This is a genomic window from Gammaproteobacteria bacterium (assembly GCA_011682695.1).
Taxonomy (GTDB): Bacteria; Actinomycetota; Acidimicrobiia; order Spongiisociales; family UBA4744; genus BMS3Bbin01.
In genome coordinates, this window is record JAACED010000047.1 from 1 (window position 1) to 15,338 (window position 15,338).

14 protein-coding genes and 1 pseudogene are annotated in these 15,338 nt (G+C 62.5%); 3 read left to right on the top strand and 12 right to left on the bottom strand.

What is annotated here, in order from left to right:
- Positions 1–215: 215 nt before the first annotated feature.
- The 8 genes from GWP04_09385 to GWP04_09420 form a co-directional block, all read right to left on the bottom strand.
- The gene (locus GWP04_09385; GenBank protein ID NIA25764.1) at positions 216–824 is read right to left on the bottom strand and encodes a redoxin domain-containing protein; all 609 of its coding nucleotides are present in this window, start codon (positions 822–824) and stop codon (positions 216–218) included.
- Positions 821–2,854 carry a heme lyase CcmF/NrfE family subunit gene (locus GWP04_09390; protein NIA25765.1) on the bottom strand — a complete coding sequence of 678 codons (2,034 nt, stop codon included), beginning with the start codon at positions 2,852–2,854 and terminating at the stop codon, positions 821–823. Before GWP04_09390 ends, GWP04_09385 begins: the two co-directional genes overlap by 4 nt.
- 4 nt (positions 2,855–2,858) lie before the next feature.
- Entirely contained in the window at positions 2,859–3,278 is a 420-nt protein-coding gene (locus GWP04_09395) for a cytochrome c maturation protein CcmE (protein ID NIA25766.1), read from the bottom strand.
- A gap of 123 nt (positions 3,279–3,401) precedes the next feature.
- Positions 3,402–4,133, bottom strand: a complete 732-nt coding sequence (locus GWP04_09400; GenBank protein NIA25767.1) for a cytochrome C biogenesis protein — start codon at positions 4,131–4,133, stop codon at positions 3,402–3,404.
- 14 nt (positions 4,134–4,147) lie between these two features.
- Positions 4,148–4,828: an ABC transporter permease gene (locus GWP04_09405; GenBank protein NIA25768.1), complete on the bottom strand. Its 681-nt coding sequence runs from the start codon at positions 4,826–4,828 to the stop codon at positions 4,148–4,150.
- On the bottom strand, positions 4,825–5,481 hold the full coding sequence (gene ccmA, locus GWP04_09410) for a heme ABC exporter ATP-binding protein CcmA (protein NIA25769.1): 657 nt from the start codon (positions 5,479–5,481) through the stop codon (positions 4,825–4,827). The genes GWP04_09405 and ccmA overlap by 4 nt, the downstream gene beginning before the upstream one ends.
- Positions 5,478–6,170, bottom strand: coding sequence for a hypothetical protein (locus tag GWP04_09415; protein ID NIA25770.1), 693 nt, complete (start codon positions 6,168–6,170; stop codon positions 5,478–5,480). The genes ccmA and GWP04_09415 overlap by 4 nt, the downstream gene beginning before the upstream one ends.
- Positions 6,171–6,174: 4 nt before the next feature.
- Complete coding sequence (locus GWP04_09420; protein ID NIA25771.1) at positions 6,175–6,657, bottom strand: redoxin domain-containing protein; 483 nt, start codon at positions 6,655–6,657, stop codon at positions 6,175–6,177.
- Between the two features lie 119 nt (positions 6,658–6,776).
- Between GWP04_09420 and glgC the strand changes: the two genes are divergently transcribed.
- The gene (gene glgC / locus GWP04_09425) at positions 6,777–8,000 is read left to right on the top strand and encodes a glucose-1-phosphate adenylyltransferase (GenBank protein ID NIA25772.1); all 1,224 of its coding nucleotides are present in this window, start codon (positions 6,777–6,779) and stop codon (positions 7,998–8,000) included.
- A gap of 128 nt (positions 8,001–8,128) precedes the next feature.
- On the opposite strand, the gene GWP04_09430 is transcribed toward glgC, so the two are convergent.
- The 3 genes from GWP04_09430 to GWP04_09440 are packed head-to-tail and all read right to left on the bottom strand — an operon-like array spanning position 8,129 to position 10,855.
- Complete coding sequence (locus GWP04_09430; protein NIA25773.1) at positions 8,129–9,259, bottom strand: GNAT family N-acetyltransferase; 1,131 nt, start codon at positions 9,257–9,259, stop codon at positions 8,129–8,131.
- A gap of 1 nt (position 9,260) precedes the next feature.
- Entirely contained in the window at positions 9,261–9,938 is a 678-nt protein-coding gene (locus tag GWP04_09435; GenBank protein NIA25774.1) for a CDP-alcohol phosphatidyltransferase family protein, read from the bottom strand.
- Positions 9,935–10,855 (bottom strand): hypothetical protein, encoded by a 921-nt coding sequence (locus GWP04_09440; protein NIA25775.1) that lies wholly within the window; start codon positions 10,853–10,855, stop codon positions 9,935–9,937. Before GWP04_09440 ends, GWP04_09435 begins: the two co-directional genes overlap by 4 nt.
- Positions 10,856–11,105: 250 nt before the next feature.
- Here GWP04_09440 and GWP04_09445 point away from each other — a divergent pair, with 250 nt between their 5' ends.
- Complete coding sequence (locus GWP04_09445) at positions 11,106–11,495, top strand: thioesterase (protein ID NIA25776.1); 390 nt, start codon at positions 11,106–11,108, stop codon at positions 11,493–11,495.
- Positions 11,495–13,225 (top strand): thiamine pyrophosphate-binding protein, encoded by a 1,731-nt coding sequence (locus GWP04_09450; protein NIA25777.1) that lies wholly within the window; start codon positions 11,495–11,497, stop codon positions 13,223–13,225. Before GWP04_09445 ends, GWP04_09450 begins: the two co-directional genes overlap by 1 nt.
- Positions 13,226–13,549: 324 nt before the next feature.
- Here the strand turns inward: GWP04_09450 and GWP04_09455 are convergent.
- Positions 13,550–15,211: pseudogene (locus GWP04_09455) on the bottom strand (DEDD exonuclease domain-containing protein).
- Positions 15,212–15,338: the final 127 nt, after the last annotated feature.

Here is a 15,338-nt window from a genome sequence, read left to right on the forward strand (position 1 = left end):
CGTGCAACCCCACATGGCCAACCACCTGGGTCCCGCCGGCTTCCACGGACACGTTACGGGTGCTGGTAGCGTTCATCTCGGAGATGCCCTCCTGTCTCGGAAACTGACGTCTTCACAAACCTCAGTATCCCTTACCAGGAGGGCGTTTTCGCGCACCCCACCACCACAACCACCACAACCACATGAAGAATCGGGGCTAGGGGGGTGACGAGAAATCAGCCGCCGGCTTGTTTCTGCGTCTGGCCCGCATTGAGATCGCCTGGCGTTCCACCCGCAAGCAGCGTGTCGATCGTGCTGCTGATCTCGAATGGTGAGAGGGGGCCTGTCTTCTTGGCCATGATCGTCCCATCGGGTGAGAGAAAGAACGTCTCGGGGACACCGAACACGCCGAAGTCGATGGCAACGCGTGACTCTGGGTCGACAACGTAGGCCGTCTTTTCGGCCCTGCCGAACTGGTCGAGAAACGCGATCGCCCGACGGGGCTCATCTTGATAAACGACTCCCACGAAGCGCACAGGCTGGTCGGCGTACGCGGCAGCCGCCGCCTCCAGAACCGGGTGCTCTTGCCGGCAGGGGAAACACCAGGAGGCCCAGAAGTTCACGACGACGACGTTTCCCCGCAGGTCCGCGAGGCTGAGCGCGCCGCCCTGCTCGAGGAACGCCAACGAATCCTCGGGTGCGGGCTTGCCGATGAGGGGGGAGGCGATCATGCTCGGGTCCTTCCCGAAGCCACTGCTGAACACAACGACCATGGAGATCACGATCGCCAGGATCGCTACCAGGCTGAGCCACATGCCGACTCTTGGGCGTGTGGTCTCGCTCATGCCCGCTGCCCGTTCTTGGTCAGCTCTGTTCGGGCGGGTTTTCGCACCAGCCATGCCCATAGCCCACCGACACTGATCAAGAGTGCACCGGCCCAGACCATCCACAGCACAGGGAACCAGAAGAGATCGAGCGTGACCTGGTTCTGATCGATCGCCCGCAGCGACAGGTAGAGGTCGCCGGCCAGTGAACCGCGAATATCGGGAGATGCCACGGACTCACGACCGTTGGTGTACTGGTTGAGGCGCGGCTGCAGCTCTGCGACGACCCCTCCATTGTTGGTGACCTGTATCAGTGCTCCGGTCACGAACCGGTTCGACTCGACTCTGTTGAACGTGTTCACATACGTCAGGTCGAATCCGGCGAATCGTGCGGTATCGCCAGGAGTGAGTTGCACCTGGGTGCGAAGTGTGAGGTTCGTGGAGAGAGCAATCCCAATAACCAGGACTGCCACTCCGACGTGTGCGATCTGTCCGCCCCAGAACCCGGGATCGGAACGCATCGTGTGCAGCGACGCCACGGCGAGATTCTCCTGGTGTTTCGCGGCACGCCTGCGAGCCGTGTTCCAGAGCTGGCTGGCCATGATGGCGATGACGAAGGACCCGAGCAGAAGCGCCATGGCGACCGAAAGGCTGCGCCTGCCGAACACGATGCCGACGGCGGTGACAGCGAGGGCGAACCGCAGGGGATTGCGGATACGGGCCCACACGATCGGTCCTCGGGCGGCTCGCCACGGAGTGATTGGCCCGATGGCCATCGCCAACACCAAGAGGAGGCCGATTGGCACCGCGAGCTTGTCGAAGAAGGGACGGCCGACTCCGACCGTGGAACCGGTGGTCGCTTCGACGATGAGCGGATACAGGGTTCCGATCAGGACGACGAAGGCGAACACGGTCAGGATCAGATTGTTGGCGAGCATCATTCCTTCGCGACTGGCGAGCGAGTCGAGCCGAGGTGCAGAAGCCACCATGTGGGAGCGTGTGGCGAACAGCCCGAACGACAGAACGAGCGTTACCGCGAGGAACCACAGCAGCGCAGGACCGATCGGTGACTGCGTGAAGCTGTGCACCGAGTTGATGATCCCCGAGCGTGTAATGAACGTTCCAAGGATCGTCAGGGAGAACGTCGAAATGACGAGGACGAAGTTCCAACTCTGCATCATGCCGCGCCGTGATTGCACGGCGGCAGAATGCAGGAACGCGGTGGCGGTCAGCCATGGTATGAATGAGGCGTTCTCCACCGGGTCCCACGCCCAGAAGCCGCCCCACCCGAGCACCTCGTACGACCAGAGGCCGCCGAGCACGATGCCGATGGTCAGGAACACCCAGGCGACGAGGGTCCATGATCGGGTCCGCTTGAGCCAGTCGGTCCCGCCGGAACCGATCATGAGAGCGGACATGGCGAAGGCGAACGGCACCGACATCCCTACGTAGCCGATGTAGAGCATCGGCGGGTGGATCGCCATGAGCGGATGGTTCTGCAACAGCGGGTTTGGTCCGAAACCTTCAAGCGCAGCTTGCGCATGAACCCACGGGAATGGGCTCGACGACATGCAGCCCACCTGTGCAGCGCGGGTGCAGACCTCGAACGGATTCGAAATCGTCAGCATCATCGCGAAGAAGAACGTCGAGATGATTCCCATGACCGCCAGTGCCCCTGCCCCGAGGGCGTCGGGTTTGTGGAGTCGCTGTGAGGCGAAGTACACGGTGCCGACGAAGACGGCCAAGATGAATCCCCACAGGACGATGCTGCCTTCGAGCGCCGCCCAGGCCGATGCCATCTTGTAGAGCAGCGGTGTCGTCGATGTCGAGTTGTTCGCAATGTACGCGATGGAGAAGTCGTTGGTCAGAAGGCCGAACTCGAGAGCGATCATTGACAGGATCCCGCCGCCGAGCAGTCCATACACCGGGTATTTCAGTTTGCTCACCGGCATTCTCGTGGATGCGAACTGGACTCTGAAACCCTGGATCGCGAGCGTGATCGCCGAGATCAGTGCGATCAGAACGCCGAGGCTGCCGAGCGTCGCGGCCATCTGATCAACCCCCCTTCGGTGGTACGAACGCCTCGTGCGTGTCGTCTTCTGCGTTGTACTGCTCGTCGTGTTTGACGATCAGGACGTCAGAGACGAAGTGATCACCTTGCCACGAGCCTTCCACAACGGCGCCCGCTCCATCTTGGAACAGCTGCGGTGGGGAACCTTCGTTCTCGACGTCGATCGTGCTCTGCCCATCGCTCACCTGAAAGCTGACCCCGTTGGGCGTCGTTCTGATGCTGCCGGCGACGACCAGTCCGCCGAGACGGAAGCGCTGACCGTCAGGGAAGTCGGCCCGCTGTTGCAGCGCCTCGGTGGGGGTGAGGTAGTAGACGAGGTTCTTGTTGAGGTTGCCGAACGCGAAGAAACCGACCGCGACGAGAACCGCGACGATGGCCGGAATGATGAACCAGCGATGAGCCATGGTCAGCTGCCTCTCTTGAATCGTTTGGAGACCGACCGGAGGCGCACCACCAGGCTGATGGCGTAGATCACCATGAACCCGTAGACGAGCGAGTAGGCAAAGACCACCCAACTCCCAGTGAACTCAGTCATCGACGTCACCTCCCAAGATCGGGGCCGTTATGCCGGCTCCGGCGATCTCCAGATTCTCATTTGCCTCTCGTTCTTCGACGGCATCTGCCATCTGTGCGATCCACACCCGCGTCACCATGAACGCCAGGTAGATGAGGGTGAAGGCGGCCAGATTCACCATCAGCGCTCGCAACATCAAAGGATCGATGGCGGAGTTGCCGCCACGCTCGAACGTTTCAGGGCGCAGCACCGTTGCCGTCTGGTGGAGGGTGCGCCACCACGTGACGGAGAAGTGGACGAGGGGAATCTGTACGAATGCGATGATGCCGAGTACTGCGGCGCGTCTTGCCCTCATCTCCGGGTCCGCGATGCTGCGCCGCAAAGCGAGGTAGCCGAGATAGATGATGAACGTCAGCGCGGTGAGTACCAGCCGTGCATCACCCCAATCCCAGAACGTTCCCCAGACGGGTCGTCCCCACAGCATGCCGGTGATGAGCGCCGTGCCGGTGAAGAAGACGCCCATCTCCGCCGAGCTGGCGGCGACTCTATCCCACGAGTGCTTCTTGGTGACGAGATAGCCGATGCCGGCGATCAACACCACAGCGAAGGACAGGTAGGCAAGCCATGCAGACGGGACGTGGACGTACATGATCTTTTGGAAGATGCCCTGGAATTCGTCGATCGGAGCCGTGATGCCGAATGTCAATCCAACAGCAACACCGATGATCGCGAGTGCCGAGAGTATCTGGACGGAACGCTTCAACGGGATGTCTCCTCGAGTGGGCGGGCGGTGATCACACCGACGACGGTTAGGGCAAGGTTCATGGCGATAAGCAAAACGATCCAGTTAAGGATACTGCGATCTAATCGAAGTGCTTCCACCACCTGTGTTGAAGCGATGAGGAGCGGCACGGAGAGTGGGGCGACGAGCAGAGGGGCGAGCGTCGCGCGAGTCCGGAGGCCGGCTGTCACGCTTCCTGCCAGGGTACCGATCAGTGAGAGGCCGATGGCGACGAGGAGCACGATCAGCAGCAGCCAGCCCCAGCCGCGAACGGGCGAGGGGTTGTACAGCACGATGTCGAGGGGGATGAGCACGAGTTCGAATCCAAGCAAGAGCAGCGCACTGGCCGCAGAGCGGCCCACGAATGTCGCGGCAGGATCAATGCCGAGCAAGGTCAGCAGTTCCCGCTGCGCCGGTTCGTCGGTGGCCGATTGGCGGAAGGCGACCAGCATGCCGAACAGGAGGGTGATGGCGAAGAACATGCCCGGTCCGATTCGCGCGAGCATTGCCTTCTCCGTCCCGATTGCCATGGGGAGCAGGAGCAGGGCGACCGCGCCGAAGGGGACGGTGATCGACAGCACCTCTCCCGCCCGCCCTTCGATCTTGAGATCCTTTCGCATGATCTCGAACGCCTGACGCCAGAACTCGCGTGCACTCATGTCGCGACCGGGCCCTCGACCGCAGTCCCACCCACGAGTTCGTAGGTTCGTTCCACGAGAGGGAGCATTCGGTTCGGCTCGTGGGACACGAGCACGACACATCCACCCCGCTGCTTCACCTCCGCCACAGTTGCCTCGACCAGCATGGCGGCCATCTTGTCGAGGCCTGCGTGAGCCTCGTCGAGGAGTAGCAGGTCGGGCTGTGTCATGAGCACGCGAGCGAACTCGACCCGGCGCAGCATCCCGTGAGACGAGTGGTCGGCTCGGCGGTCCATGGCGCCCCCCAATCCCACCTTCTCGAGGGAACGTCTCACATCGCCGTTGGCGATGCCGACGAGGCGGGCAACGAACTCGAGGTTCTCTTCGAGAGTGAGCTCGCCGTAGAGCGCCGGCTGGTGTCCGAGAAGCGCCACGCGGCGCCGAGTCGCCGGGGACGGATCGGTGTCGAGAGGTGCGCCGAGCACCGTCCCTTTGCCTTCGGTGGGACGCAGCAGGGTGGCGAGCACTCTCAGAAGTGTCGACTTTCCGGAGCCGTTCGGACCGACGATGCCCACGCCTTCACCGGGATCGACATGAAGGGAAACATCGCGCAGAACGGTGAGTCGACCGAACCGCACGCCGATGCCATCGAGGTTGATCAACGGTGCGTTCACGAGTCCAGGATGTTACGGGATCGTGCTGCGATGACTCGAATCGAGAAACTGATCAGACCTACCATCACTCCGGTCGCATACCAGGGGCTGGGATCGGCACCGAGGCCGAGCCTCAGCGGTTCCGTCGCAAGCCGAACACCGGCGGCAATCACCAGAGCTGCGGAGGCGATGACGCCGGGTGCGGCCTTCGCTCGAACGGCAATGAGTACGCCGGCGCCGGCAAAGAGCAGAAGTCCCGCGTAGATCTCGACGGGGTGGCGTCCGATCGGGCTCTGAGCAAGCGTGATCGCCCATGGCAGCGACGTCGTTGTGCCGGCGCACGCGGAGCGGAGGAGACATCCGGCGTGCCATCCGCCGAGACCCGCGATACCGGCCGGAGCGAGCAGGTCCAGTGTCGGCCAGAAGTCGTGTCGCACAGCCCACGCCAGATATGCCATCGAACCCAATGCAGCGAAACCGGTGTCGACACCCCCGCGGATGAAGAACAGATCGAGCGGGTGCGTGAACGGGTTCGTTCCCTGCAACACCATGGTGGCGACCCTTCCGACCGCCAGGCCGATTGCTGCGGTGCCCAGTGCGATGTCCATGAGGTCCTTGCGATTTGTCGTTCCTCGCAACCGCTCGATCCGTAGGGTCGCAAGCATGGCGGCGACACCCAGGAGGGCGGCTCCGAGAAGGGTGAACTCCACGCGGCTACCTCAAGAGATCGTCGATCTGGATCGCGAGTGTCTGCTCGTCGATCATTCCGTGATGGGAGAAACGCAGTTCTCCGCCAGGGGCGAAGAAGAATGTGTGCGGCACGCCCGTGGAGCGCAGGGCCGTCGGGATCGCGGATCCGGGATCAAAATAGTGCTCGAAGTCCAGACCGTACTGGGCGATGAACCGTTGGGCCCCCGTCTGAGTGTCGTTTACGTCGGCACCGATGAACCGGACTCGAGATCCAAACTCCTCGTAGGCCTGACGGAGGAGCGGCGCTTCGGATCGGCAGGGCCCACACCAGGATGCCCAGACGTTGAGGATCACCGGTTTGTCTGAAGCTCTCAGGAGCGCCGTGAACTCGTCTGGGGAGATCGTGGGGAGTGGTTCCCCGGATGTCACCGACGGTGACGCCGTGCATCCGGCGGCGAGGAGAGTAACCACGAGCACGGCAAGGAAAAGGTGTCGAAGATGCGGCATGCAGGGCGCATGGTATCGGGAGTCGGAGAACAAACACCCCCATCCCCTCGCCGGCGCAGTTCTCCCGCTTTCCCCTGAGGAAGCAGGAGAGTGGCTCTCTGTCTTGCTAGCGTGAGCGCATGATCCCCCGGGTTCTCGCCATCGTTCTTGCCGGAGGACAGGGAAGCCGTCTCTTCCCGCTGACTCGAGATCGCGCCAAGCCTGCCGTACCGTTCGGTGGTGGGTACCGTCTCGTCGACTTCGTCCTGTCGAATCTCGTCAATGCAGGCTTTCGCAGAATCGTCGTTCTGACCCAGTACAAGAGCCACAGTCTCGACCGCCATCTTGCTCAGACCTGGAGGCTGTCTCCACTTCTTGGCAGCTACGTTGCGGCCGTTCCGGCACAGATGCGGCGGGGACCGCAGTGGTTCGCGGGTTCCGCCGATGCGATCTACCAGAACCTGAATCTGATCGACGATGAGCGTCCGGACCATGTGCTCGTGTTCGGTGCCGATCACATCTACCGGATGGATCCTCGACAGATGCTCGAGCAGCACATCGACACAGGTGCAGGGGTCACCGTTGCCGGCATCCCGGTGCCGATCGAAGAGGCGAGTGGGTTCGGGATCATCGACGCGTCAGAAGACGCCAAGATCCAGAACTTCCTCGAGAAGCCGGAGCAACCACCTTCGATGCCCGGTGATCCCACCCATGCGTTCGCGTCGATGGGCAACTACGTCTTTCATACCAAGACGATGCTCAAGGCACTGCGGGAGGATGCAGACGACGACGACTCGCGACACGACCTCGGCGGCAACATCATCCCGAAGCTGACCGAGCACGGTGACGCGTACGTCTACGACTTCGCAGGCAATCGGGTGCCTGGCCAGACGGATCGAGAACGCGGGTACTGGCGAGATGTTGGCACGTTGGACGCGTACTATGAGGCCAGCATGGACCTCATCGCCGTCAACCCGGTGTTCGACATGTACAACGAACACTGGCCGATTCTGACCTGGGACTTCCCTCGTCCGCCTGCGAAGTTCGTCCACAATGTCGAAGGGCGCCGTGGCAGGGCGTTGAATTCCCTCGTCGCCGGCGGGACCATCATTTCGGGCGCGGTGATCCGCCAGTCGGTGGTTTCTTCGAGAGTGCGCGTGCATTCGTATGCGACCGTCGAGCAGTCGGTTCTCTTCGAAGGGGTGAACATCGGCCGCGGTGCCGTCGTGAGGAGAGCGATCATCGACAAGAACGTCCAGGTGCCGGAGGGGTTCCATCTTGGCGTGGACCTGGACAGGGATGCGGAACGGTTCACCGTGTCACCCGGAGGGGTCGTGGTGATCGGCAAAGGCACCCGGCTCTAGGAGTCCGCCGAGCCGTCAGTCATCAGTCATCGGAAGGAGTCCCCACTCTCGCCCCGGGGTCGTGCCACGATGCCGGCCGCGATAGGAAGTACGAAATACGAAGTACCTCTTGTAGGCAAGCCCTGCGCCTAGAGAACCTTTCGGAAGACCCGATGGTTCTTGTGGGGGATCCCTCCGATGTTGATGAGGTCGCGACGCATCTGGACTGCCGTCTCGGCAACCTGGGTCAGCTCATAACGGTCGAACCCGGCCCGCTGGAACACCTCGGCGAGTTCTCGGTACAGCAGGGCGTTGCCGCCTCTGCGCTGATACTCGGGGAGGATGCCGATGCCGTTGGCGACGACCCAGTTGGTGCTGCGGAGTTCTCTGAGGAGCGATACGGTTGCGAGAGAGAGGAGTCGGCCTCCCATCTTCTGAAGAGAGCCGGACACGTCCGGGAAGGTGAGCACGAATCCGACGGGTTCGTCGTCGTTGGTGACGATGAGCTTGAGCAGGTCCGGTCGGGCCACGGGGATGATCTGCTTGACCACGAAGCTGACTTCCGCGTCGGTCAGGGGCACGTACTCCCAGTTGTTCACGAACGAGTTGTTGTAGGTCCGTGCGATTCGTTCGGCCCAGCGGTAGATCTCCCAACGGGAGCGGAAACGGTGAACTCGGAGTCCCGAGCGCCGCGCCGCACGCTCTGCAATTCTCGGGATTCGAGGATCGAGAGTGAACGTCGACGGGTCGATGACGTGGGAAATGAAGTCGATTTCTTTGACGAGGCCATTCTCCTCCGCCATCCGGATGTAGTAGGGGAAGTTGTAGTTGAGCATCGACATCGTCTGGCGGTGCTCATACCCACGTTCGAGGATGCCGTATCCGTCGAACGGGCTCAGACCTTTAGGGCCGACTACGGCTTCCATGCCTCTGGCGGTGGCCCAGTCGAAAACTTGTCCGAAGAGCGCCGCTGCCGCCTCAGAGTCGTCCTCGACGTCGAAGAAGTAGAACTCCGCTTCTCGACTGTCGTGGGTTGCGTTGAACCGCGTGTTCTCGAGAGCGCCGATGCGGCCGACATCTCGTCCGTCCCGCACGGCAATGAAGAAGTCTGCCACGGAGTGTTCATAGAACGGATGCTTCTTCGGGTTGAGCATCGTTGCGATGTCCGTCTTCAGCGGAGGTACCCAGAACGGATCGTTCTGGTACAGGCGGTAGGGCAAGTTGATGAAACGTTTCACCTGCGCCCGGTTCGTGACGTCGACCTTCTCGATCGTGAGCATGTCAGTGCCTTCCTGTGTCTTCCACAGCGAGGTTTCTTGCCTCCCGGATCGCCGACACGATGAAGATCACGATCAGGACCGCAGCGAGAGCCCCAATCGCCAGGTCATAGACCCCGACGGTACCGAACACGGTGCTGATGCGGGGGATATGACCGAAGAAGAGCAGAGCGTTGAATCCGATGATGATGACTCGCACCTCGGTAGGTCCGAACCGTCCGTACGAGATCTGGAACACGCCCCGTACATACGTTGTCAGGTACACGTAGATCGACAGGAGCAGGTAACCGACCAGCGCAACGGCGGCGACGTTGAACGACACGTACGGAGAGAGCCCAAGACCGAACGCCACCAGCATCTCACTCACGCCGTCGACGGCGTGGTCGACGAAGAACCCGTACTTGGGCCGTTCGATGTGGCGGTACCGTGCAATCGTTCCGTCGAGGGAATCTCCGAACCAGTTCACCACCAGGCCGAAACTGGCGAGCCAAAGGAACCATGGCGAAAGGTTGCTGGCCCAATACCCACCGAAGGTCATCAGCGAGCCGCCGATGCCGATGAGGGTGAGCGCGTCGGGTGTTATGCGCTCGGGCATATGCTTGGAGAGCCAGCGCAATGCGGGACGTTCGAGTGGTCCAAGCAGGATGTCGTTGACTCGTTCGTGGGACGGAGTCTCGCTCATTCTGCCTCCTCGGCATCGGGCCACACCGGGAAGAACATCATCCACTGCTCAGGGTGGGCACGAATGATGTTCTCCACCTCCTTGAGTGTCTCATGCCACAGTTCCGCAGCCACGTCGTCCCCTTCCATCTCCAGCGGGTCGATCCGTCTTCCGACGTTGAGACGGTACCGATCATCGGGGATTCGTTCCACCGAGACGATCTGTAACAGAGCATCGGTCGATGTCGCGAGCTTGGCAAACCCATTCCACAGGCGGGCGTCTTTGCCGAAGAATGTCGCCGTTTGTGCTCGTTTGTTGCGGGGCGGTGGCCGATCGACCGATGTGACCACCACGCCGCCGTCGCGAAGGCGGGCTGCAGCTTCTCGCAAAGCATCGGCGGAAGACGGGGTGAGGATGAGCCCTTGGGTGGTTCGCAGGTCATTCATGAGTTCATAGCCGGACGGGGGGAGCGCGTACGAGAGAACCTGGATGTCGTATGTGTTTGCGTAGGGAGAGGCTGCCAACCCTATCCCGGCGAGATCCAGGGTGCTGACGTGTGGGGCCACGATGAGAATTCCGCGGCCGTGACGGTTGGCCGGGTCGAGAATGTCCCAGAGCGCCTGCGGCATCTCGACCAGACTGCGGTTCTCTTCGATGGTTCCACCGAGGGCGCGGAAGAAGTCGTAGCTTCCGCTTGCCGAGTAGAAGAGGACCTCCTCGACATAGGAGTCGAGCCGAGGGTCGTCCGGTGTGGTGTCGAGGACGACGGCCAGATTGGAGCGGATCGCCCGTGTGAGTGTCGAGTCGCGACGGGCAATCCTGCGAGTGATTCTTCTGATCGCGCTGTGGCCGAACCGGCGTGGAACGAGAGCGCTGAGACGCATCGCGAGTCTGGTGCCTGTGCCGGTGACGAGGAAGTGTTGAAGGTTCACGAACAATCGAGTGCAGCGTAGCCGCATGGCGCAGCGGGAATCCAGGCAGGGTGCGCTGAGTGATGCTTCCCCCTAACCCCGATTATTCAAGGGAACGTTGCGAATAATCGGGGCTAAGGGGGAAGTGGCCGAGACGAGGAACGAGTCGAGGTCGATGGGGGTGAACCGCGGGGAATGATTCCCGCAGACCTGAGCCTCTTGAACATGTCGGGCGATGACCGTGCCGCTGTACGCTGGGCGTTGCCGAAAGGATCACATGAGCAAACCAGTTACACACCTTCAGATCGACCGCCGGCTCTGCGGTTCGCCCCGGCTGCTTGAAGAAGGGCGAGCCGAGGTCCATCTGACAACCATCGCAGTGATGGCCGTCGACGGCCGTGGTCTCGTCCACGGTGGGTTCGTTTTCGGTCTGGCCGACCACGCAGCCATGCTGGCGGTGAACGATCCGAACGTCGTGCTGGGGAGCGCCGATGTTCGTTTCACGGCCCCGGTGAGCGTCGGAGACGCTCTCGTCGCTCGTGCTCGTGTCGATGGAACAGAGGGCAGAAGGCGAGCGGTCACCGTCGAGGTTGACAACGGCGATTCGATTGTGCTCACCGGCATGTTCTCCTGTTTCGTCCTCGATCAGCATGTGCTGGAGCGGTGATGGGGTTTGCGCACGGAGGTGAACGGGTTGCCGATGCCGTGGCGCGGCACGATGTTGGTTTCATCTTCACTCTGACCGGAGGCCACATCGCACCGATACTCACCGCCTGCAACGCCCTTGGCGTTCGGGTCGTCGACGTTCGAGACGAAGCGAATGCGGTGTTTGCTGCTGATGCCATGGCCCGGCTCACCGGCATCGCCGGTGTGGCGGTCGTCACTGCGGGGCCGGGCGTGACAAACACATTGACAGCTCTGCAGAATGCGTACCTTGCCCAGTCGCCACTCGTGCTCATCGGCGGCGCCGCCGCAACGGCTCTGAGGGGCAGGGGGGCGCTGCAGGATATCAACCAGGCCGCTGTCGTCCGCCCTCATGTCAAAGAAGTGTTCAAAGTGCGTCGTGTCCGGGATCTCTCGGGCATCGTCGACGAGGCGTTCTTCGCTGCAGCGTCTGGTGTTCATGGTCCGGTGTTCGTCGAGATTCCGGTTGACCTGCTCTACGACGAACAGACTGTGCGGGGTCTCTACCAGTCGGATCGGAGCCCGAAGAGCATCGCTGCGCGTGCGACCCGGTGGTATCTGGGACGCCATGTGGACCGGCTGTTCGCCGGCATCGACGCGAGCGAACAGGTCCTCACCCGACCTGTCAGAATCCCGTCTCCGGGACGGGTTGCGTTGGAACGGGCCGCAAAGCTGGTGGCGAAGGCCGAGCGTCCCGTTCTCGTTGTCGGCAGCGGTGCGATGGCGCTTCCCGGAGAGGCCAATGCCATCGCCGACGCGGTCGTGCAGCTGGGCATGCCTACCTGGCTCGCGGGGATGGCCCGCGGCTTACTCGGTGTGCGGCATCCGCTGCATCTGCGTCATCGTCGCCGTGAGGCCTTGCGTGAATCCGATCTTGTGATCCTGGCCGGAATGCCCGTCGACTTTCGACTCGACTACGGACGGGTGATCAACCGCAAAGCGAAGCTCATCACGGCCGGCAGGGAAGGACGTTCGCTATCCAAGAACCGCACGCCGACGGTGGGAGTGCCCGGCGATGCCGGACGGTTCCTCCAGGGGCTCGTCGGGCTGGCCGGTGGCCGCAGCTGGGAGCGGTGGTTGGAAGTGTTGCGTACGCGAGACACCGAACGGGATGTGGAAATCAAACGGCAAGCCGCCGAAGGGATCGCGCCGATCAACCCGTTGCAGCTACTGCAGCGGATCGACGCCGCGATGGACGACAACAGTGTGATCGTGACGGACGGTGGCGACTTCGTCGCATCGGCCTCGTATGTTCTCCAGCCGAAGGGTCCGCTGCGCTGGCTGGATCCGGGTGTGTTCGGAACGCTGGGTGTGGGTGCCGGGTTCGCGATGGCCGCGGCGCTGGCGCGACCGAACGCAGAGGTCTGGTTGCTGTACGGCGATGGTGCGGCGGGGTTCAGCCTCATCGAGTTCGACACATTCGCTCGCCACGGCATCCCCGTGATCGCCGTCGTCGGCAACGACGCAGGATGGACGCAGATTGCCCGGGATCAGGTGAGGCTGCTCAACGATGATGTCGCGACCGTGTTGGCTTCAACGGACTATGAGCGGGTTGTTCGAGGGCTTGGTGGCGTGGGCCTGCTGCTGGACGACCCGGCGAACATCGATGTCGTGTTGGATGAGGCGAAGCACGTAGCGGCGGCCGGTCGTCCGGTGCTGATCAACGCCCGCATCGGGAGGACCGAGTTTCGCAAAGGCTCGATGTCGATGTGACGAGCCGGCTCGTCCTTCCTTTGAGGGGGAAGCCGGTGAGCAGCATGAGCGACGAACCCGACGGGGCAGTTTCCGTTCCCGGCGTAGGCGGATGCGACGACATCGGTGCAGGTGTTCCGCGATCACTCAGTGGTGGCCGGGCAATGTCTGAGTGCCGTTGCAGACGTCGGTCATGGCGTCCTATGCGTCGGGGCCGTTTCAGTCCAGGATGCGACACGCCCCTGCCACGACTTGAGGTCGTTCCCGGTGGTCATCGAGTGCGTCGACACGTTTGCAGGCCCAGGTTTGGCCAGGTTTCGCCGAGCATTGCACAGCGCTGCGACGTCAACGATGAGAGTCGGCATCTGTCAGAGAGGGCTCCGGGATCGGCCTCCATGGCAGTGCCAACGGTCCTGAGGGATCCAGGAGCCGCACACGGGCGCCGCTGAGCCATTGCCAAATGAGATGTGCTTCCTCGGCGACCTGGACCGACGGTGGCGTCGGTGGCCACGCGTCGTCCAGGTCGCCGACCGCAAAGGTGAGGACCGGACCGCTCGTGCAGTTCCACGCGAGGACGAGGCGGCCGCGTTCGATGAGAGCGCCGTCGCCGCCGTCGGATTCCGCCCAGAGCAGTCCGGCCCGGTTCAGTGCTTGCCACTCACGGCGGCGCTGCAATGCTCTCGCGAGGGCACGATATCGGTCTCGAGCCCAGGCGGCTTCCTCGAAACGCTGGAGCGCCGCCATTTCCGACATCTTTGCCGAAAGGGGGTCGAGGAGCAGGGAGGGATCGGCTGCGATACCTTGACGGAGGCGTTCGACGATCGGCGCATATTCCGCCTCGGAGAGACTTCCGCCACATGGGCACATCGATACGCCCAGTTGGGCGGCGGCGCACTGTCCGCCGCGTTTGCCCGGCCGGGCGGTGCAGCGTCGAACTGGCAGGGCATCCCAGATGGCGGTCATCACGAGTTGAGCGCTTCGTCGGCTTCGGAATGGGCCAAGGTACGCCAGACCGTCCTCTCGCTGGCTTCGTACCAGTGACAGGCGGGGAAAAGCTTCCTTGGTCAGTTTGACCCAATGTGACGACTTCGGCGGCTTCGATCGGCGGTTGTGGCGAGGTCGGTGGGTGTGGATCAGCCGCAGTTCGGTGATCTCGGCTTCGAGTTCGGTCGCGCAGACACGATGCTCGATCCGGTCCAGCTCCTGCAGCATCGTCGTGACGGTCCGACGATGGTCGCCGTAGAAGTAGCTGCGGGCTCTTGTCCTCAGGTTCTTGGCCTTGCCGACGTAGAAGACGGTGTCGTTGCGATCGTGGAACAGGTAGACGCCGGGTCGCCGGGGCAGCGCATCGGTCAGACGGATCTTTGCATAGTGTTCGGACCCGCGTGCTTTCGGGAGTTGGAGGAGATCCTCGAGGGCGGTCACGCCGAGCGTGCCTGCGCGCTCAAGGAGGCGATGCAGAATCCAGGCGGTGGCTTTTGCGTCTTCCAGCGCGCGATGGGTCGGTTTGATCGGTGCACGAAAGTGGGCAGCGAGTGTCTCCAATTTCAGGTTGTGTACCTCGTTGCGCACGAGGCGGCGTGCCAGACCCAGTGTGTCCACCCACCGGTTTGCCAGTTTCCCGTATCCGAGATCGAGTGCCGCGGCGTTGAGGAATGACAGGTCGAAGCGGACGTTGTGACCAACGATCACCGCCCCGCCGAGGAATTCGAGGAATGCGGGGAACACTTCGCCGATCTTGGGAGCGTTGATCACCATCGTGCGGGTGATCCCTGTCAGGACGGTGATGAACGGAGGGATCTCGCATCCTGGATCGACGAGGGTCTGGAACGACCCGATTTCCTCGCCACCTCGATATAGGACGGCGCCGATCTCGGTGATAGCGCAGTCTGGTGGCGCGGTGCCGGTGGTTTCGAGGTCGAGGACGCAGAACGGTACGTCGTGCAGCGGCGCTCCCATCTCGTCGAAGCTGCGCTGCAATGCCAGCGTCACAGTTCCCGTCTCCCGAACATGTGTTCGATGTTAGTGCCTCGACCTGCAACCTTTGCGGCGTTCTGCCGGCCAGGAACCCCGCTCGCTGCGTTCTCCGCCTCGACGCACCTGCAGGTGCGCCTTCGTTGTGCGGCCTTGCGAC